The 18,896-nt window shown below is 71.4% G+C and carries 19 protein-coding genes and 1 pseudogene; 10 read left to right on the forward strand and 10 right to left on the reverse strand.

From position 1 onward, the window contains the following. Positions 1-64: 64 nt before the first annotated feature. A complete protein-coding gene (locus H8R17_RS14170; RefSeq protein ID WP_187823532.1) occupies positions 65-313 on the forward strand; it encodes a hypothetical protein in 249 nt (82 codons plus the stop codon). A 142-nt stretch (positions 314-455) separates the two neighbouring features. Here the strand turns inward: H8R17_RS14170 and H8R17_RS14175 are convergent, their stop codons facing one another. The 5 genes from H8R17_RS14175 to H8R17_RS14195 form a co-directional block, all read right to left on the reverse strand. Then, positions 456-698 (reverse strand): DUF5302 domain-containing protein, encoded by a 243-nt coding sequence (locus tag H8R17_RS14175; protein ID WP_187823533.1) that lies wholly within the window; start codon positions 696-698, stop codon positions 456-458. 243 nt (positions 699-941) lie between these two features. Next, positions 942-1,082 carry a hypothetical protein gene (locus H8R17_RS14180; RefSeq protein ID WP_187823534.1) on the reverse strand — a complete coding sequence of 47 codons (141 nt, stop codon included), beginning with the start codon at positions 1,080-1,082 and terminating at the stop codon, positions 942-944. A gap of 193 nt (positions 1,083-1,275) precedes the next feature. Continuing rightward, complete coding sequence (locus H8R17_RS14185) at positions 1,276-2,721, reverse strand: DUF234 domain-containing protein (protein ID WP_187823535.1); 1,446 nt, start codon at positions 2,719-2,721, stop codon at positions 1,276-1,278. Positions 2,722-2,867: 146 nt separating this feature from the next. Next, positions 2,868-3,071 carry a DUF397 domain-containing protein gene (locus tag H8R17_RS14190; protein WP_187823536.1) on the reverse strand — a complete coding sequence of 68 codons (204 nt, stop codon included), beginning with the start codon at positions 3,069-3,071 and terminating at the stop codon, positions 2,868-2,870. After that, positions 3,068-3,952, reverse strand: a complete 885-nt coding sequence (locus tag H8R17_RS14195; protein WP_187823537.1) for a helix-turn-helix transcriptional regulator — start codon at positions 3,950-3,952, stop codon at positions 3,068-3,070. Before H8R17_RS14195 ends, H8R17_RS14190 begins: the two co-directional genes overlap by 4 nt. A gap of 250 nt (positions 3,953-4,202) precedes the next feature. Here H8R17_RS14195 and H8R17_RS14200 point away from each other — a divergent pair, with 250 nt between their 5' ends. From H8R17_RS14200 to H8R17_RS14210, 3 genes are all read left to right on the forward strand, one after another. Next, positions 4,203-4,784 (forward strand): ATP-binding protein, encoded by a 582-nt coding sequence (locus tag H8R17_RS14200; RefSeq protein ID WP_316959398.1) that lies wholly within the window; start codon positions 4,203-4,205, stop codon positions 4,782-4,784. Between the two features lie 92 nt (positions 4,785-4,876). Further along, complete coding sequence (locus H8R17_RS14205; protein WP_187823539.1) at positions 4,877-5,119, forward strand: type II toxin-antitoxin system Phd/YefM family antitoxin; 243 nt, start codon at positions 4,877-4,879, stop codon at positions 5,117-5,119. After that, entirely contained in the window at positions 5,119-5,493 is a 375-nt protein-coding gene (locus H8R17_RS14210; protein ID WP_187823540.1) for a type II toxin-antitoxin system VapC family toxin, read from the forward strand. The genes H8R17_RS14205 and H8R17_RS14210 overlap by 1 nt, the downstream gene beginning before the upstream one ends. A gap of 555 nt (positions 5,494-6,048) precedes the next feature. On the opposite strand, the gene H8R17_RS14215 is transcribed toward H8R17_RS14210, so the two are convergent. The 3 genes from H8R17_RS14215 to H8R17_RS14225 form a co-directional block, all read right to left on the reverse strand. Continuing rightward, positions 6,049-8,406: an ATP-binding protein gene (locus tag H8R17_RS14215; protein ID WP_223125024.1), complete on the reverse strand. Its 2,358-nt coding sequence runs from the start codon at positions 8,404-8,406 to the stop codon at positions 6,049-6,051. A 450-nt stretch (positions 8,407-8,856) separates the two neighbouring features. After that, complete coding sequence (locus tag H8R17_RS14220; protein WP_187823541.1) at positions 8,857-9,213, reverse strand: MazG-like family protein; 357 nt, start codon at positions 9,211-9,213, stop codon at positions 8,857-8,859. Positions 9,214-9,354: 141 nt separating this feature from the next. Beyond that, entirely contained in the window at positions 9,355-9,939 is a 585-nt protein-coding gene (locus tag H8R17_RS14225; RefSeq protein ID WP_316959399.1) for a DoxX family protein, read from the reverse strand. 199 nt (positions 9,940-10,138) lie between these two features. On the opposite strand from H8R17_RS14225, the gene H8R17_RS14230 reads away from it, so the two are divergent. The 3 genes and pseudogenes from H8R17_RS14230 (at position 10,139) to H8R17_RS14235 (ending at position 12,262) form a co-directional block, all read left to right on the forward strand. Further along, positions 10,139-10,465, forward strand: coding sequence for a nuclear transport factor 2 family protein (locus H8R17_RS14230; RefSeq protein WP_187823543.1), 327 nt, complete (start codon positions 10,139-10,141; stop codon positions 10,463-10,465). A gap of 141 nt (positions 10,466-10,606) precedes the next feature. Then, positions 10,607-10,728 (forward strand): annotated as a pseudogene (locus H8R17_RS46690) (aldo/keto reductase); the annotation flags it as partial. A gap of 385 nt (positions 10,729-11,113) precedes the next feature. After that, complete coding sequence (locus H8R17_RS14235; protein ID WP_187823544.1) at positions 11,114-12,262, forward strand: D-alanyl-D-alanine carboxypeptidase family protein; 1,149 nt, start codon at positions 11,114-11,116, stop codon at positions 12,260-12,262. 329 nt (positions 12,263-12,591) lie between these two features. Here the strand turns inward: H8R17_RS14235 and H8R17_RS14240 are convergent, their stop codons facing one another. Further along, positions 12,592-13,362 (reverse strand): SDR family oxidoreductase, encoded by a 771-nt coding sequence (locus H8R17_RS14240; protein ID WP_187823545.1) that lies wholly within the window; start codon positions 13,360-13,362, stop codon positions 12,592-12,594. 134 nt (positions 13,363-13,496) lie between these two features. On the opposite strand from H8R17_RS14240, the gene H8R17_RS14245 reads away from it, so the two are divergent. After that, positions 13,497-15,137, forward strand: coding sequence for an alkaline phosphatase (locus tag H8R17_RS14245; RefSeq protein WP_187823546.1), 1,641 nt, complete (start codon positions 13,497-13,499; stop codon positions 15,135-15,137). On the opposite strand, the gene H8R17_RS14250 is transcribed toward H8R17_RS14245, so the two are convergent. Then, on the reverse strand, positions 15,124-16,158 hold the full coding sequence (locus H8R17_RS14250) for a Gfo/Idh/MocA family protein (protein ID WP_187823547.1): 1,035 nt from the start codon (positions 16,156-16,158) through the stop codon (positions 15,124-15,126). The genes H8R17_RS14245 and H8R17_RS14250 overlap by 14 nt on opposite strands. 101 nt (positions 16,159-16,259) lie before the next feature. Here H8R17_RS14250 and H8R17_RS14255 point away from each other — a divergent pair, with 101 nt between their 5' ends. After that, entirely contained in the window at positions 16,260-17,609 is a 1,350-nt protein-coding gene (locus tag H8R17_RS14255; protein ID WP_187823548.1) for a multidrug effflux MFS transporter, read from the forward strand. After that, positions 17,561-18,736, forward strand: coding sequence for a serine hydrolase (locus H8R17_RS14260; RefSeq protein WP_187823549.1), 1,176 nt, complete (start codon positions 17,561-17,563; stop codon positions 18,734-18,736). The genes H8R17_RS14255 and H8R17_RS14260 overlap by 49 nt, the downstream gene beginning before the upstream one ends. Positions 18,737-18,896 lie beyond the last annotated feature (160 nt).

An 18,896-nucleotide genomic window follows, 5' to 3' on the forward strand; every position in this document is an offset into this window, starting at 1 on the left:
CCGCGTGCCAGCAGCAGAAGTCCCGGTCGGGTCAGCGGACCCGGGAACGGATCCTGTCCTGCCCGTGCTCGTCCGCACGGCCGAACGCCGCCTCGCGGAAGCCAGAGAACGTCTCGACGCCATCGACGCCGCCCCTCCGAGCTCCACCGTCATCGTCCACGGCGAGACCTTCACCCTCTCCAAAACCACCCAGCGCATCGACGGAAAGCCAGAAGCCGTCTACGACGCGAGCGGTGCCCTCCGACATCCGCGCAGAGAGGGATACCCGACCGGATCGCCGGCCGCACCGGCTAAACAGATCACTTCGTCCTGAACCGCTGCAACAACGAACGGCCAAAGCCCGACCAGCGGAAAGTCTCCGCTGGCCGGGCTGGACCCATGGCGTGGCTCCCGCAGACGTCCTGCCAGGTCGTTGCCGATGCCCTCGAAGGTGTGGTTCGGGTCCGAGTTTGGACTCAGCCACCGCTTTTGCGTCGGAACGACCGCTGGCTTGTAGCCGGGCCGTGCGCGCCGCGGATCTTCGAGGCGTCGGTGTTCGCAGTGAGGTCGGCGGCGTCCGCCTGCATACCGCGCTTGCGCGCCAGGGCCTCCCGAAACTTGCGCTTCAGGTCGTACTGGCCGTCATCGTCGGGCGTGAGGGAAGAGCTCTCGGCGTCAACCGGCTTTGAACCTTCGCGCGATGGAGACTCTGCAGCCATGGTGACCTCCTGGGTTCGGGCAGTGGAGAGCACAGCTTGTCATGCCGGGCACCGCTTGAGGCGCCCGCATCCAACATGGCCAGCCACCGTGGGCAACAGGCCAGCCCCCGGAACCCCTCCCAACGCTGAAGCCCTGCGCCATGTTCCGGAGTGCCCTGGACTCCGAACTCGACGCCGTGGCGTCGGGTGCGTCGGTGTTCAAGGCCACTGCTGGCCACCGGCCTGGACCGGTTCCGGAGTGCCCTAGTAGTCCCGCAGCGCCCGCTCGGCGCCCTCCTTGGTGACGGCCTCGGCCAGCTTCAGGACGAAGTCGGACGTGGAGATGGAGGTCTTGATGTCGATGACATCGCGGAGGAGGGGGGCTGTGGCGGCGGTCGGGGCCATCTGTGTCTCGCGTCTCCTGTTTTGCCGTGTACTACGTCTACGTCCACCGGGCAGCGCGGCGCGTCCCCCGTCGACCGGGACGGCGAGCGATGCCCAGCACCGCACGCTGCCCCGGAGGCACCGTCCGCCACTGCTCACACAAGTGGGGACGGCCTTCGATCGTATCGGGCGTGTCTGACATGGGGGAGGCAGCTCACGCAGCGGAAGCCCAGGCCTCCATCAACTGCTCGGGCCCGTACGTCGCCGCCAGCCCGCCCACCGAGAACCCGGAGCGGGATACCGCGACCAGGGGAGTGTCCTCGTCGGCACCGGGGACAGCCAGGGCATCCCGGGCCAGCGCTGCCAGGGCGCGACGGTCGAAGGAGCCGCACTCGTGCCACTTGATCGAGCCGACGAACCCGATCTCGCGCGCCGGCGCCCGGTCCGCCCCCACGAGGTCGACCTCGGGATTGTTCGTACGAGGCCACCAGCCGCCCACTTCCCGCACTTGCGGCCACGTGTCGTCGGGGAGCAGCCGCGCCAAGGACTCCCTCACGACAGGCTCGATCGCCCGCCCGCGCCACGAGGTCCATCCACGCTCGACAGCCTCGACCACGATCCGGCTGCGCCCGCGCTCGATCTCCGGGATCCCCTGTTCCAGGAAGGCGAGCCAGAAGCGGAGGTAGGGGTCGGCAACGCGGTAGCGGCGGTCGCGGTCTCCGGGGCGGGTTGAGAGAGGGGTATCTACGGCGACGAGTCGTTTGTCCGCGAGGGTGTGCAGGGCGGGGTTGAGCGAGCCGGGCGGAAGTGGTCGGTCGGCCGCCCCGGCTTTAGCGGCGATGGTCCCGAAGGTCCGCTCACCGCTGCCGATCACGGACAGTACGTGCCTGGCCTGGAGGGCGGTGGGGAACTCGGCGGCCAGTGCCCGCTCGGCGGAGACGAGGAGGGGGGAGGTGGGGTCGTCGAGGGCGCGGGAGAGGAAGTCGGTGCGGCTCTCGCCTTCCCGCCACTCCTGGCAGATGAGGGGCAGGCCGCCGGTGATCAGGTGGGCGTCGAAGGCGTCCGCGGCGGGGAGCCCGGTCATCGCCATGACTTCGGAGGGGGAGAGCGGCGGGAGGACCATCTCGACCCCTCGCTGGTGGAAGGGGCGACCGTAGGCGGAGAGTTGCTCCATCATGGCCAGGTCGCTGCCGATGAGGATCAGCAGCACGGGTTTGCGGCTCAGCACCCGGTCCCAGACGGTCTGCAGGGTGCCTTCCAATACTGGGTCGCCTTCGAGCATCCAGGGCAGCTCGTCGAGTACGACGATGCTGGGGGCGTCGTCCGGGAGCACGGCTGCGAGCTGGCGCAGGGCGGTGTCCCATTCGGTGACGGTGGTGACGCCGGCGAGGAGGGCGGTGTCGGGCAGTGAGGAGTGCCGGACCTCGGCGAGGAAGCGGGCCCGTTCCCGGTGGGCGTCCTCGCCTCGGGTGGCCTGGTGGACGACGTAGGGCACCTGGGCGCGCTCACAGAAGAGATCCACGAGCCGCGACTTCCCGACCCGACGTCGGCCGCGGAGGAGCAGGGCACGGCCACGCTGGTCGCCTCGGCCGTCGCGCACCCAGGCGAGGTGGCGGTCCAGGGTGGCCAGCTCGGACGTGCGGCCTACGAAGCCTGGCATGGGTCACCTTTCGAGTTTGCTCGTATTGAGCATACTCAAGTGAACCATAGTATGGAGAATCAGAGTATCGAGTCGATAGCTGTGAGTGATGAATGAGAGGGTGCCGGAAGGCAGTGAAGGGCGGACCGGCCTTGAGGTGGTTGGGTTCAGCGCAGGTGAGAGATGAATGTGCGCCAGGCGTGGGGGGCGAAGGCGATCACTGGGCCGGCGGGGCGCTTGCTGTCTCGGACGGGGATGAGGGTGGGGATGCCGACGGCGACCTCAACGCACTCGTTGTTGCCGCCGCTGTAGGTGCTGCTGCGCCACTTCGCCTCCGACAGGTCCGGCGTGCTGTGGCGTGCGCTATTCATTCTCTGTGCTCCTTGGCCCTGCGTCGGATGACGGCTCGGGATTCCATCGGAGAGAGCGCGGACGTGCGAGCGGCGTCGAACAGGTCTTGGTAACGGGCGACTTCCGCCTCCCGCTCCAGCCAGATGGAGCCGGTTGGGTTGTCCGCCAACACCACGTCGAGCGCTGCCTCCTCAGGGAAACCCAGTACTACGTACGGGCCGAACATACTCGCGTGTGCTCCGCGCGAGAACGGCAGGACCTGGACGGTCACGTTGGGCTGCTCGGAGGTCGTCAGGAGGTGCTCCAACTGTGCCTGCATCACCTGAGGGCCCCCGACCTGTTGGAGGAGAACGGCCTCTGACAGCACTGCCCAGAGGCGCAAGGGGGAGTCGCCAGCGAGTCGTTCCTGTCGGGCGAGACGAACCTGGACGAACTTTTCGATCTCGTCTGCTGTCTGCCACTGTCGTGAAGCCACCGTCACGGCACGAACGTACTCCGGGGTCTGGAGCAGGCCAGGAACCAGTTGCGCCTGGAACGTGCGGATCTCTCCGGCCATGGCTTCCAGCGCGATGTAATCGCGGTACGTGTCGGCGAGGACGGATCCGTACTGGTTCCACCATCCTTGCCTGCGGCGGCGGTTGGCCTTACGGGCCAGCTCTCCCAGTCGCTCACGAAGCTCAGGATCCGCCACCCCATAGGCATGCAGCATCGCGGTCAGGTCCGGGAGTCGGACCGCCACCCGACCGTTCTCGATCCGGCTGATCTTGCCCTTGGTGCAGTCGAGGGCTTCAGCTGCCTGAGTGGTGGTCAGCCCTGCGGCCTCCCGCAACCGGCGTAGCTCGTCGCCAAGTTGGCGGCCGAGCACGGTCGAGGGGTTCGGAGTGGTGCTCTTCGCAAGCATGCCAACACCTTTAGCAGAGCCGTGGATGCCTCAGGGTGGCATTAACTCGAAAGGGGGAAGATTGAGGCCATCCTAGTCAGCAACGTTGCAGATTCGGATGGTGTGCATACATCCTGCTGGCCATGGACATCGGCGTCCCATGGCTCGACTTGCTGTCTCTATGGGGCTCCGGCCGCGCGTCGACCCTCTGGGGGCTGCCATGGCTGAACCAAATGAAGTCACCTTCCGGTTAACCCGTTGCCGTCGCAGCGTGCCCCGAACACGAGCGCTGGCGCATGCCGTGCTCAGCGGGTGGGGCGTCAGCCAAGACGTCTTGGAGTCGGCGGAGTTGGTGCTCTCGGAATTGGTGACCAACGCGCTGCGCGTACGTGTGCCGAGGGACCGGCAGGTGGGCGTACGAATCGCGCGATCCCTGATTGACGGGCTGCTGCGGCTGGAAGTCAGCGACGCGGGCTCGGGCAGGCCCGAAGTACGGGCGCCCAGTGACGAGGAGGCTGGCGGGCGTGGGCTGTTGCTCGTGGAGGCGTTGGCTCACCGCTGGGGAGTGGACGAGCGCGAGGCCGGGATTGGGAAGACCGTCTGGGCGGAGCTGAAAGCACCGGACATCGTGGCTGAGCCCGACATGCGGAAGGTTGCGGCGGTCATGGTTCGGGCCGGGCAGCGAGTGCGGGTGTGGGGCGAGTGGCGCAACGTCGTCAGTGTCCGCGGCGAGCGGTATGCCGGGGGTGGCCCCGCTGTGGTGCTGAGCCTGGACGAGGGTCCGGTGCTGCGCGTGCACGCGGCCGAGCCGCTGACCGTACGGGGCGGGGGTGACTCGACACCGCTGGCGTGATCACCGGGTCGGGAGGGCGAGGGGTGCGCTGCGCCTCTCGGAGAGCTATCCTTAGTCCAGTACTTAGTCCACCCGGTGATCGTGAGGCAGCCATGGAAGCAGCCCGTCAGTACAACGTCCATGAAGCCAAGACGCACTTTTCACGGATCCTGGAGCAGGTTGCTACTGGTGAGGAGATCGTGATCAGCAAGGCGGGGGAGCCGGTGGCCAAGGTGGTGCCACTGCGCCCCAAGGTTAAGCGGACCGGCCGGGGCTCACTCCGGGGGCAGATCCACATCCCCGACGACTTCGATGAACTGCCCGACGACATCGCCGACGCTTTCGGGATGCACTGATGCGACTGCTGCTCGACACCCATGTGGTCCTGTGGTGGCTGGACGACTCTGCTGAGCTGTCCGGTGAGATCAAGGATCTGCTCGACACCGAACCCGCGGTGTACGTCAGTGCCGTATCACCGTGGGAGATCGCCATCAAACAGTCCCTCGGGAAACTGGAAGGCCCGGAAGACCTGGCCGAGCGGGTACGCGACAGCCAGTTCACCGGCCTGCCCATCACCGCCGGGCATGGGGTGAGGGCAGGCCGACTTCCGGCGTATCACCGGGACCCCTTCGACCGGATACTGGTCGCTCAAGCACAGATCGAAGGGATGACCCTTGTGACGAGGGACAAGTGGATCCCGCAGTACGACGTGCAGGTCATGCCCGTGTGAGGGGCAGACCGCTCCCTTTCGTATCTCTCGTCGGCCGCCGGTTTACTTGTGGGCCGATGCCCGACCGCGACGGACGGCCGAGGCCGGGCGCCAGGCACGCAAGTCGTCGTCCGGGAGTTTCTCGCGGAGGGCCTCCAGGCCTCGGTGCTCATGCTGGAACTCCGAGTCGGTGACCGCGGTCCACCGGCCGTCCCGCATGTGCCATCCCCGCTTCGTGTCGTTCCGTGCCGATTGCTGCTGCTCAGCGAGCAACAGCCCCCGAAGAGATCCCAGCGGTGCGGGAGGACGGGGTGCAGTGGGTCGGGTGAGGGCGTGGGAGCGGCGGGCGACTGTGCCCGCAAGCAATCGTCCGCCCCCAAAACGGCTGTCCATAACTCAACACTCGGTGCGGCGGGCGTTGGTCGCGCCGGCCCGCGGCCGGGGAGCGGACACGGTGGGTGATGGGGCGGTAGTGCCCGGCTTTCGGGTCACCGGCCCGTTCCTCCAATCTCACGAAGTCGAGCGGGGACATGGGCGCGGGTCCCCGGGCGCCGTACGGGGAGGACGTGGACCGGCCTACGGCACGACCGGCGGCTCGGATTCCGGGCGCGCCGGGGGGCGGGGGCGGGCGTCGGGCTCGGGGTGCGCTCCGGGTTCGAAGGGGGCCTCGGATTCGGTGCGGGCGTCGGGTTCCGTACGGGCGTCGGGCTCTGTACGGGACTTGGGCACGGTGCGGGCGTCGGGCGCGGTACGGGCCTCGGGCCCGCGTTCGGCTCCGGTCCCGCCGGCGCTGCTGCCGGACCGGCGACCGCGATGGAACGCGCCGAAGCGCGCTCCCACGTCGCGTGCCGCCGAACGGCCACCCGCCCAGCCCTCGTCCCGCCGGGCGCCCTCGGCCGTCGCCCTGCGCTCGCGTTCGGCCTCCGTCATGGTGCGGCCGGGGGCGCGGACGGGCAGACCGTTCACCGTGGCGCCCGCGGGGCGGCGGTGCGCGTCCTGCTCGGGGTGTTCGGCCACCGCGTCGGCCCGCGCGGTGGCATCAGTGCGTGGCGCGGTGCCGGGCCGCACGTCGTAGGTGCTCCCGAAAGCAGGGTCCGCGGCGTTGGTGGTCTCCGGCTCGGTCTCCGCGGCGCGGGCAGTGCCCGGCGTGGGCTCCGCGGCGGCTGCGGCCTCGGACACGGGCTTCCCGGCGCGGGTGGCCCCTGACGCGGACTGCGCAGTGCCGGATGCCGGGGGCGTGGGTGGCTCCGCCACGGAGGAACGGCCGGTGGTCTCCCACGGTGCGGCTACCGCGGCTGAGCTACCGTGCGCGCTCTCCCCTGCCGCGGGCTCCGCCGGCGTCGTACGGCGTGTGACTTCCCGCGGCGCGGTTTCCGAGGCCGAGTTACGGCGCGTGGTCTCTTGCGGCGCGGGCTCCGCGGCCGAGCCACGGCTCGCGCCCTCCTCTGCCGCCGGCCGCGTGGCCGAGCCACGTCCCACGCTCCCCCCTGCCGCCGGCTCCGCCACCGACGTACCGCCCGCGCTCTCCCGAGGTACCGGCACCGCGTCCGCCGGCCTCCGCACCGTCTCCCACGGCGCAGGCTCCCGCTGCTGGGCCAGCAGTTGCGGCGGCAGCAGTACGACGACGCCCGTGCCGCCGCGCGAGGACGGGCGGTAGTTGACGCTGATGCCGTACTTGACGGCCAGCCGCCCGACCACGGCCAGGCCGAGCCGCGTGCCCTGCAACGAGGCGAGGTCCGTCATCCGCCCCGTCACCGCCTCCTCGGCGTGCCGCATGGCCGCGTCGGCCATCTTCAGGCCGCTGTCCTCGATCGTGACGACGATCCCGGCGCTGCGTTCCTCGACGTACACATGGACCTCGTCGATCGGCGGCGAGAAGTTGGCGGCGTTGTCCGTCAGTTCGGCCAGCAGATGCATGACGCCTTCCGCGGCGAAGCCGGAGATCGCGGCGTTCGTCGAGCAGTGCAGCCGTACGCGCCGGTACGCGGCGATCCGGCCGACCGCGCCGCGCAGGATGCTCTCCATCACGATCGGCTTGTTCCACGCGCGGCTGGCCCGGCCGCCCATGAGCAGTGCCAGCCGGTCGGTCATGAGGCCCAGCTGCGAGGTGCTGTGCTCCAGCCTCAGCAGGTCGCCGAAGACCTCCTCGCGGTGCCGTTCCTGCATCTCCCGCAGGTCGGCGAGCATGCTGACGGCCTTGGCCTGCACCCGGCTCAGCGCCTTGGCGGATGCGGCCTGCGCGGCGGCGGCCCGCCGTTCGCTGTGGGCCAGTTCGCGCAGGAACGACTCGGCGGGGACGCGCAGCAGCGGGCTGCGCGGCCACCACTCCAACTCCGCGAGCACCGTGTCGGACGAGTGGCCGTCCCGCAGCCGCGCGACCGCGGTGGGCAGGGTCTCCTTCGTCATCCGTTCCAACTCGGTGGCGCTCTCGGCCAGTTCGCACTGGGCCTGCTGCCGTTCGGTGTTCAGGGCAGTGGCGTGCCGTACGTCCTGTTCCACCACGGCGGCGAAGGTGTCCAGAAGCAGCCGCAGTTGCGGCTCGGACGGCAACGGCACGCCCGTGAGCGCGTCACTCGTGCTTGCCCCGTCCCGCAGTCGCATCGCGACCGAGGGCAGGGTGACGTTCCCCAAATGTGCGGACTCCGCGTCCAGTTGGGCCAACTGGGTCCTGAGACGGCCGGCTTCGGCCTCCCGCGCCGCGGCGGACCGGGCGGAGCGCCGGAGGAGTAGTGCGCTGACGACGACGGTGACCGCCACGCAGGCCCACGCGGCCAGGGCGGACGTCACCGTCCAGGCGCGGGCGGTGGCGGGCGCCGCCGCGACCGCCCCGCCGGCGGCCGCCGCGCTCACCACCAGCACGGCCAGGGGTACGGCCGTCGAGGCGCGGAGCCCTCTCGCCGGCCGGTGCTGACTGGGCGGTGCGGGCACTGGCATTCGGCGGTCCTCGGTCTTTGGAGCGGGAGCGGTGGATCGACCGACACGTCACGGTCGAGGTCAGGCGGAGACCGCCGTGAGGACGGCGATCGTCCGGACCGGATACCGGCTCATGCTAGTCACCCTGCCGCCTGCCGAGATCCGACTGACCGAACAGCCCGCCTGGGATTCAACTTCGTCGTGAACCTGCCGTTCCCGCAGCGGGGCGTGATAGCGGACTCGCCGCGCGTGTTACACCCTGTGACGACCGTGAACGTCTGGGCCGCGTACCCTGAGAGAGCGTCAACAGGCCGGAGATATGCGACAGTTCGGCGATGTCGGCCACGGCGCAACGACTGGTTTCCGGCCAACCCGGCTACCCGCGTGTGGCTGTGCTGTGCGGGCGGCGTGCGGGTGATGTGCGCGGGCGCCGCCGGTGCGGAATCCGGCTGTTCGACCTGACCGCCACCGTCAGGGGGCGCCGGCCGTCCCCAGGGAGCGCCGGGTGACCCGGTCCAGGTGCCGGGTGAGGACCTCGCGGGTGTCGGGGGTCAGCGTGCGCAGGGCCACCAGGGCCGTGATGACCACGTCGCACAGTTCCGCCTGGACGTCGTCCCAGGTGTGGGTGACGCCCTTGCGCGGGTTCTGGCCGGTCGCCCCGATCACCGCCTCGGCGACCTCGCCGACCTCCTCCGACAGCTTCAGCATGCGCAGCAGCATGCCGTCGCCCTCGCCGACCGGCCGGTTCGCCTCCAGCCACCGCCACAGGTCGTCCACGGCGTCCCACAGGTCGCAGGAAGGCGGGGCAGGGGTGTCGTGATCGCTCATGGCGCGCAGCCTGCCACGGCACACTGACAGCGCGGTCCGCGGCAATGGGGCAGCGTGATCCCGTGTGACCGGACACCGCGATCCCGTACGGCCGGGCACCGCGGTCCGCGATCGTTCGAGGACCCCGTCGAGACCGGGCGCCTACTCCTCGAACAGCGCCGCCTGTTCGCCCTCCGCCGCCTTCCGCAGCCGCTTGGTGCGCGCGCCCACGACCAGTGCCGCGCCCGCCGCCGTGGCCGCCAGGGCCGTCGGGACCATCCAGCCGCGGTCGAAGACGTGGCCGAGCGCGTGGTCCAGGGAGAACCGGCCGGGGCCCGTGACCGCGAGGCCGGTCGCGGCCAGGCCCAGCGTCGCCGCGTACTCGTAGCCGCCGCTCTGGTTGAAGAAGCCGTGGGGCGTGTGCACCGCGGCCGCGCCCGCCATCGCGCCGGCCGCCGCCGCACCGGCGGCCGGGGTGGCCAGGCCCAGCGCGAGCAGCGTGCCCCCGCCGGTCTCCGCGAGGCCCGCCGCCGTCGCGCTGGCCTTGCCCGGCCGGTAGCCGACGGACTCCATGAACTGGCCGGTGCCCTCGATGCCGCCCCCGCCGAACCAGCCGAACAGCTTCTGCGTGCCGTGCGCCGCGAGCACCCCGCCGGCGCCCAGCCGGAGCAGCAGCAGGCCCAGGTCACGCCGGTTGACGGCGCGGTCGGCAGAACGGCCGACGGAGCGGTGGAAAGAACAGATCACGTCATCTCCCGGAGCAGTGCGCGTCGGATACGTGGCGGACGGCATTCGGATGCCGGGTCCATGGGGTGAGCGGTACGGACACCTGCTCGCGGCACGGACACCTTCCCGCGTTTCCACCGTCGCACCGATGACACCCGGTCGGCCCGCCCGGGACGCCGTTCGGGTGGCGCGGCCCGCGGGCCGGTGTGAGGCTGCCGCCATGACCATTCAGACAACCAGACTCAGCGACCCGGCCGTCCGCGCCTTCGTCACGGCCGTCAACGCGCATGACCGCGAGGGTTTCATGAAGATCCTCGCGCCGGGCGCGACCATGGCGGACGACGGGTCCGACCGTGACCTCGCCGACTGGGTCGACCGGGAGATCTTCTCCTCCAACGGCCACATGGAGGTCGACAACGAGTCCCGCAACGGCCGCTCGCTGATCGCTCTCTACCGCAACGACACCTGGGGCGAGATGCGCACCCGGTGGAGCTTCACGGTCGACGACGACGGCCGGATCTCACGCTTCGAGACCGGGCAGGCCTGAAGCGCGGGCACCGGCCTCGATATGGCAGGCCCGAAAAGCCACGCCGGCATCGCTTGCCTTCGCGTGGGCTCCAACTCCTGGCGTCCCGGGGCCTGGAGACCACCGAGAACACGAACACACGGACACACGGACACACGGACACTGGGCCGCAGTGGCATCGAGGTCAGCGCGCTCGGCTTCGGCGGCTGGCGGTCGGCGGCGAGCGGCACAGGCCCGACGGGCAGCCGCTGGGCTGGGGCACCGTCGACGACGAGGAGTCCGTATAGGCGATCCGGCGCGCCCTCGCCTGGATCTGGGCCCGCAGCCCGCGCACGATCCCCATCCCCGGCTTCCGCTCGGTCCCCCTTCCGGGTCCGGCGATGGAGCCGTCCAGTGTCCGCGTCCGGCTGTCGGGCCGCCCGGCACCCACGTCTCGGTCGTGGCGCGTGCGTGCCTGCCCGTAGTGCCGTCCGGGTCTCGGTCGTGGCGCCGTGCGGGCCTGGCTGTGGCGCCGTCCGGGGCTCGGCCGCAGAGCCGTCCGCGCCCGGCCGCAGAGGACGCCGCACCCCGCGCCGGCCCGCCGCACTCTCCCTGGCCTTGGCATTTCCTTGGGGAATCCTTTACAGGGCCGCCGTACGCGGTCCCGGCCTGACTTTGTACCGTCCCGGAATGCACGCTTCCTCTCGGCTGACCCGGCGCTCCCTGCTCGCCCTCGCCGTGGCCGCCCCGCTGGCCGCGGCCACCCCTGCCACCGCCGCCACAGTGATCGGCGGCGCACGGCTGGCCCGCGACGACGTGCAGGTGAGCGGGGCGGCAAGGCCGCCCAGGGTCACCGCCCGTGCCTGGCTCGTCGCCGACCACGACAGCGGTGAGGTGCTCGCCGCGCGCCACGCGCACCGGCGGCTGCCGCCCGCGTCCACCCTGAAGATGCTCTTCGCCGACACGGTGCTCGGGAAGTTCCGGCAGGCCGAGCGGCACCGGGTGACCGCCGCCGACCTGGCCGGGATCCCGTCGGGCTCCAGCCTGGTCGGCATCGAGGCCGGGACGACGTACACCGTCGAGCAGCTGTGGCAGGGCGTCTTCCTGCGCTCCGGCAACGACGCCGTGCACGTGCTCGCCCACCTCAACGGCGGGGTCGCGAAGACGGTCGCCGAGATGCAGGCCAGGGCGCGCGAGCTCCAGGCCCTGGACACGCACGTGGTCAGCCCGGACGGCTTCGACCACCCGGGGCAGCTGTCCTCGGCGTACGACCTCACGCTCTTCGCCCGGCACGGGCTGCGCGACCCCCACTTCCGCGCGTACTGCGCGACCAGGACCGCGGACTTCCCGGCGGGGGGAAAGAAGTCCTTCCAGATACAGAACACCGACCGGCTGCTGACCGGCACCTGGGGACTGCCGACGTACCGGGGGCTGATCGGGGTGAAGAACGGCTACACCAGCAACGCCGGGAACACCTTCACCGGCGCCGCCACCCGCGGCGGCCGCACCCTGCTGGTCACCGTGATGCACCCCGGCAACGGGCCCAACGAGGTGTACCAGGAGACGGCCGCGCTGCTCGACTGGGGCTTCGAGGAGGGGCGCTCGGCACGGGCGGTGGGCACGCTCGTCGAGCCGGCCGGCGCGGGCGGGGCGGACCCGTCGCCGGCGCCGGGGGGAGCCCGGATCGGCGTGGGGGCGTCCGGTGTGGCGAAGGAAGACCCCTCGCCCTGGCGGCTGCTGGAAGGGGCCGGCGGCACGGTCGCCCTGCTGGCGGGCGGGATCTGGACACTGCGCCGACGAGCGGACACCCAGGCGGCCAAGGGCAGGCACCGCGCCTGAACGTCATGGCGACCAACGGACGGCGACGGCACCGCGCCTGCCCCAACGCGACCGGCCCGCACTGCCGTAGGCGACTCGCCCCGGCGTAACGCGGCAGCCGTTCCACGCAACCGGTGCGCACCCCGCGGTCCCACGCGGGGTCCACCCCCAGCCCGGTGCCGTGGAACGGCCGCCGCCTCCCCCTCGGAAGTGGCCGACGGAACCTCCCTGCTCCAACTGTGAAGCTTTGGTGGAGGAGTGCTGAGCATATGTCCCCGACCGGCTCCAATGGCGCGGACGTTCGAATTCCGCTTGTGTAAGTTGTGGAGACGGTCACCGACGAGGGCGGCTCAGCCGCGCCCCACGTACGGCATCGTCGTCGCCAGTACCGTCGCGAACTGCACATTCGCCTCCAGCGGCAGCTCCGCCATGTGCCGCACCGTGCGTGCCACGTCGGCGACGTCCATCACCGGTTCCGGGGCGGTCTCCCCGTTTGCCTGCAGGGCTCCCCTCTGCATACGCGCCGTCATGTCGGTCGCCGCGTTGCCGATGTCGATCTGCCCGACGGCGATCCGGTACGGCCGCCCGTCCAGTGACAGGGACTTGGTCAGGCCGGTCAGCGCGTGCTTGGTCGCGGTGTAGGCGGCCGAGTGCGGGCGGGGCGTGTGCGCCGAGATCGAGCCGTTGTTGATGATCCGCCCGCCCTGCGGGTCCTGCTCCTTCATCTGCCGGTACGCCGCCTGCGCGCACAGGAACGCCCCGTTGAGGTTGGTGTCCACCACGTGCCGCCACGCGTCGTACGACAGTTCCTCCACCGGCACGCCGCCCGGCCCGAACGTCCCCGCGTTGTTGAACAGCAGGTCGACCCGCCCGAAGCGCTCGACGGTGGCCGCGAAGAGAGCGGTCACGTCCTCGGGCTGTGAGACGTCCGTCCGTACGGCGAGGGACGCGGCCTCGGGTGCCGGTGCCGCCGTCTCCTCCAGCATCTGCACGCGCCGCCCCGCCAGCGCCACCGACCAGCCCCCGCGCAGCAGCTCCACGGCCACCGCGCGGCCGATGCCGGAGCCCGCTCCGGTGACCACCGCGACCCTCGACTGCCCATCCGTTTGCAAGGAGTTCATGCGTCCGCAGGGTAAGGGACGGTCCGCCATGCGGAACTCATCCGACCGCCATGCGGGTGTTGTGTACGTGCCAACCCCAGGTCGTCCCCGGCCACTCGAATCCCCCCTGCACCCATTCGTCAGGGGAGGACCGGATGACATCCGCAGCACGCCCGTCCCAGCATGCCCCCGAACTCCGCGCCGCCGCCCGGCACATCGGCCGCCGCCGCTTCCTGACCGCCACCGGCGCCGCCGCCGCGCTCGCCTTCGCGACCAACCTGCCGTCCGCCGGAGTGGCGGCCGCCGCCGAACTCGACGCCGCCCGCATCACCGAGAACCCGTTCACGCTCGGCGTCGCCTCCGGAGACCCGCTGCCCGGCTCCGTGCTTCTGTGGACGCGCCTCGCCCCCAAGCCGTACCAGGCCGACAGCGGGCTGCCCGCCGAGCGCGTCACCGTCCACTGGGAGCTGGCCCGCGACGAGCGCTTCAGCCGCGTCGTCAGAAGGGGCACCGCCACCGCGCACCCCGAGTTCCACCACAGCGTGCACGTCACGGTGGACCACCTCGACACCGGCCGCGGGTACTTCTACCGCTTCCGGGCGGGCAGCTGGGTGAGCGAGACCGGCCGTACCCGCACCGCGCCCGCGCCCGGGAGCAGCGCCGCCGCGCTCACCCTCGCCGCCGTCTCCTGCCAGGCGTACCACGACGGGTACTACACCCCGTACGCGCATCTGGCTCAGGACGACGTCGACCTCGTCTTCCACCTCGGGGACTACCTCTACGAGTACGCGGTCAACTCCGTCGGCGGCCAGCGCAACTACAAGGACCGCACCCTGCCCGCCCTCTTCAACCGCGAGACGGTGACGCTGGAGGACTACCGCCTGCGGTACGCCCTCTTCAAGTCCGACCCCGACCTCAGGGCCGCGCACGCCGCGCACCCGTTCGTCGTGACCTGGGACGACCACGAGACCGAGAACAACTACGCCGACGACATCCCCGAGAACGACGTCCCGCCGGAGGAGTTCCTGCTGCGCCGCGCCTCCGCCTACCGCGCCTACTGGGAGAACCAGCCGCTGCGCCTGCCCCAGCAGCCCGCCGGGCCCGACATGCGGCTCTACCGCCGCCTGCACTGGGGCCGGCTTGCCCAGTTCGACGTGCTCGACACCCGCCAGTACCGCTCCAACCAGGCCTACGGCGACACTGCGCACGCCCCCGGCCCCGAGTCCGACGACCCGGCGCGCACCATGACCGGCGAGACGCAGGAGCGGTGGCTGCTCGACGGCTGGCGTGCCTCGCGGGCGCTGTGGAACGTCGTACCGCAGCAGGTCATGTTCGCCCAGCGGCACATCGACCTGACCACGCCGTCGCGGGTGTCCATGGACGCCTGGGACGGCTACCGGGCCTCACGCGGGCGCGTCCTCGATGGTGCGAAGGCGGCCGGCATCGAGAACCTGATGGTGCTCAGCGGCGACGTGCACTCGGCGTACGCCTTCGACATCAAGGACGACTTCGACGACCAGGCGTCGCGCACGCTCGGCACGGAGATCGTGGCCACCTCGATCTCCAGCGGCCGGGACGGCGCCGACAAGCCCGCGAACTGGGACACGTACACGAGGGCCAACCCGCACCTGAAGTTCTACAACGGGCGGCGCGGATACGTGACGGTCACGCTCGGGCAGGAGCGGGCGCGCGCCGACTTCAGGACCGTGCCGTACGTGCTCAGGCCGGGCGCGCCGGTCGCGACGGCCGCGTCCTTCGTGACGGAGGTGGGGGAGCAGGGGCTCAAGCCGGCGTGAGCTGTGCGGTGGGGTCCTCGTCGGGTGCCTCGCCCGGGTAGCGGACGCCGATGCGGTCCCGGATCGCGTCGAGCGTCCGCATCACGGCGAGCGTGCCGTCCAGTGGGACGAGCGGGGACTCGGCCTCGCCGGCCCGCAGGGCGCGCATCACCTCACGGGCCTCGTGCTTGAGGCTGCCCCGGGGACCGTCCGCCGGATCGGCCGTGACCTCCTCCGGGTCGCGGCCGTCCCGGTGCAGCACGAACCGGTCCGGGAAGAAGAAGCCGTGCGGCACATCGATGCGGCCCTGCGAGCCGGTGACCGAAGCGGAGACCGGCGTACCGCCGACGATGGAGCAGTGCACCGAAGCGAGAGCGCCGCTCTCCCAGGAGAGCAGTGCTCCCGTCTGGAGATCGACGCTCTCCTCGGAGTGCACCGCTCTCGCCGTGATGTCCGAGGGCTCCCCGAGCAGCAGGTGCGCGAACGACACCGGGTACACGCCGAGATCCAGCAGTGCGCCCCCGCCCTGCGCCGGGTCCCGCAGCCGGTGTGACGGCGGGAACGGCCCGGAGAGTCCGAAGTCGGCCTGCACATGCCGCACCTCGCCGATCGCGCCGTCGTCGACCAGCGCCTTCAGCCGCCGGATCAGCGGGTTGCAGTACATCCACATCGCTTCCATCAGGAAGCTCCCGCGCTCCCGCGCCAGCGCGACCAGCTCCCCGGCCTCACGCGCGTTCAGCGTGAACGCCTTCTCGCACAGCACGTTCCGCCCCGCCGCCAGACACAGCCCGGCCGCCGCCCGGTGCGCCGAGTGCGGCGTGGCGACGTACACCACGTCGACGTCCTCGTCCCGCGCGAGCGCCGCCCACTCGCCGTACGCCCGCGGGATCCCGAACCGCTCCGCGAACGCCTTCGCCGCGTCCGGCGTGCGCGAGGCCACCGCCACGACCTCCGCGTCCGGCAGGTCGACCAGGTCCGCCGTGAACGACGCCGCGATCCCGCCCGTCGCCAGGATCCCCCACCGCACGCTCCGCTCCGCCATACCCGGCCCCCACCCCTCACTCATGTGACCCACGGCATTTCGCATGACTATCCGTACGAGCTGAGAGCATAGGGGCGGATCACGCGCAGAGGGAGGGGCACATGCCCGAGCAGAGGGCACCGAGACCGGACACGACGAGGGACACGGCGACACAAGCGAAGACAGCGACACAAACGAAGACAGCGCCACAAACGGCCGTACCATCTCACACCGGAACGGCCGTTCCCGTGCTCCGCCGCATCAGCCTGCTCGTCACCTTCATCCTCGGCAGCCTGACAGCGATACCCCCGCTGGCGATGGACATGTACCTCCCCTCGCTGCCGGAGGTCACAGGCGCCCTGCACGCGCCCGCCGCGACCGTCCAGCTCACCCTCACCGCCTGCCTGGCCGGCATGGCGTTCGGCCAGCTGGTGGTCGGGCCGATGAGCGACCGGTGGGGCCGCCGGCGCCCGCTGCTCGCCGGACTCGCCGTCTTCATCGTCGCCACCGTGCTGTGCGCGCTCGCGCCCACCGTCGAGACGCTGATCACGTTCCGGCTGGCCCAGGGCCTCGCCGGGGCCGCCGCGATCGTCATCGCGCGGGCCGTCGTACGCGACCTGTACGACGGTGTGGCGATGGCCCGCTTCTTCTCCACGCTCATGCTGATCTCCGGGGTCGCGCCGATCGTGGCACCGCTGATCGGCGGGCAGATCCTGCGGGTGACGGAGTGGCGGGGCGTGTTCGTGCTGCTCGCGGTCATCGGCGTGGTGCTGGCCGGGGTGGTGTGGGCGAAGCTGCCCGAGACGCTGCCCGCCGCCGAGCGGCACGGCGGCGGGGTCGGCGCGGCCCTGCGCTCCATGCGCGGCCTGTTCGCCGACCGCGCCTTCGCCGGCTACACCCTCGCGGGCGGCTTCGCCTTCGCCTCGCTGTTCGCCTACGTCTCGGCCTCGCCGTTCGTGATCCAGGAGATCTACGGCGCCTCGCCGCAGACGTTCAGCCTGCTGTTCGGCATCAACTCCGTCGGCCTGGTCCTCGTCGGCCAGATCAACGGCAAGGTGCTGGTCGGCCGGGTCGGCCTCGACCGGGTGCTGGCCGTCGGCCTCGCGGTCGTGGCCGTGGCCGCGACCGCGCTGCTGCTGATGTCGGTGGGCGTCTTCGGCGAGGTCGGGCTCGTGCCGGTCGCCGCCGCGCTGTTCGTGCTGATGTCCGCGATGGGCATCACGCTGCCCAACACCCAGGCACTCGCCCTGATGCGCACCCGGCACGCGGCCGGCTCCGCGTCCGCCCTGCTCGGCACGACGTCCTTCCTCATCGGCGCGATCGCCTCGCCGTTGGTCGGCGTGGCCGGGGAGGACACCGCCGTCCCGATGGCCGTCGTCCAACTGGCCGCGGCACTGGTGGCGGCGGCCTGTTTCGTGGGAATGTGCCGTCCCTGGAACAGGCGTGCGAGCGTGGAGGTGGCAGAGAGCTGAGCGCACCGAGACTGCGCACCGGCCCACCGGATCGGGCCGGACTCGACCCCGGGGAACTCCGTCACCTCGTGAAGGAGGTCCAGGCCCTCACCACCGGCGAACAGCCGTGGGCGGCGGGCGCCGTCGTGGTCGCCGGGCGCGGACCGGTGATCGCCGTGGCGGAGGCGGCGGGCTGGGCCGTGCGGTACGCGGCGTACGACGAAGGGGCCGACGCCGGGGTCGAACTGCCGCCGGACGTGCGGGTGCCGATGACCGTGGACACGGCGTTCGACCTGGCGTCCCTGACGAAACTGTTCACCTCGGTCGCGGCCGTGCAGCAGATCGAGCGGGGCACGCTCGGCATCGACGCGCGCGTGGGCGCGTACCTGCCGGACTTCCACGCGGCCGCCCTGCACGGCATCACCGTACGGCAGCTGCTCACCCACACCTCCGGGCTGCGGCCCGAACTCCCGCTGTACGACTGCGCCGACGACGCCGAACGCCTGGCCCTGCTGCGCGCCGAGCCACCGGTCGGCGTGGCGGGCACGTACTGCTACTCCGACCTGAACATGCTGCTCCTCCAGCACGTCCTGGAACGCCTCACCGGACGCACCCTCGACGCCCTCGTCCACGACGGCATCACCCGGCCGCTCGGCATGACCGCGACGGTCTTCGGGCCCTGCCCCGGCGCGGCGGCCACGGAGGACCAGCGGCGGCCGTGGGCCAAGGCGGACCGGGGCATGCTGCGCGGCGAGGTGCACGACGAGAACGCGTGGGCGCTGGGCGGAGTGGCCGGCCACGCGGGCCTGTTCTCCACGGGCCGGGACCTGGCCGTCTTCTGCCGCACGCTGCTCGCGGCCGGCTCCTACGGCCCCGCCCGCATCCTCGGCCCCGACTTCGTGGACCTCCTGCTGACCCCGCCCGGGCTGGGTTTCGTCGTCGACCAGGCGTGGTTCATGGGCGAGTTGGCGGGCAGGGGAGCGGCGGGCCACACCGGCTTCACGGGCACGTCCCTGGTCCTGGACCCGGCCACGGACACCTTCGTCGTCCTGCTGGCGAACACGGTCCATCCCCGCCGGCGGACACCGGACAGCCGGCCGAGGGCGGCGGTGGGGTCGCGGGTGGCGCGGGCGGTGCGGGGGATGTGAGAGTCCGTTCGAGGCCGGCCTCCTGATCGGCAGGGTTGCTTGCCGAGGCGGAACACGTGGGGGAGGCCCATGGCGCGGGTTGGGAGTGGCTCCCCCGCGCTGCAGGACGGCCTTGCCCGCGCCGGGGCTGCTGGGGCACGGCGACGTGGCCATGGCCTAC

The sequence above is a fragment of the Streptomyces sp. TRM68367 genome, from assembly GCF_014495685.1.
GTDB lineage: Bacteria > Actinomycetota > Actinomycetes > Streptomycetales > Streptomycetaceae > Streptomyces.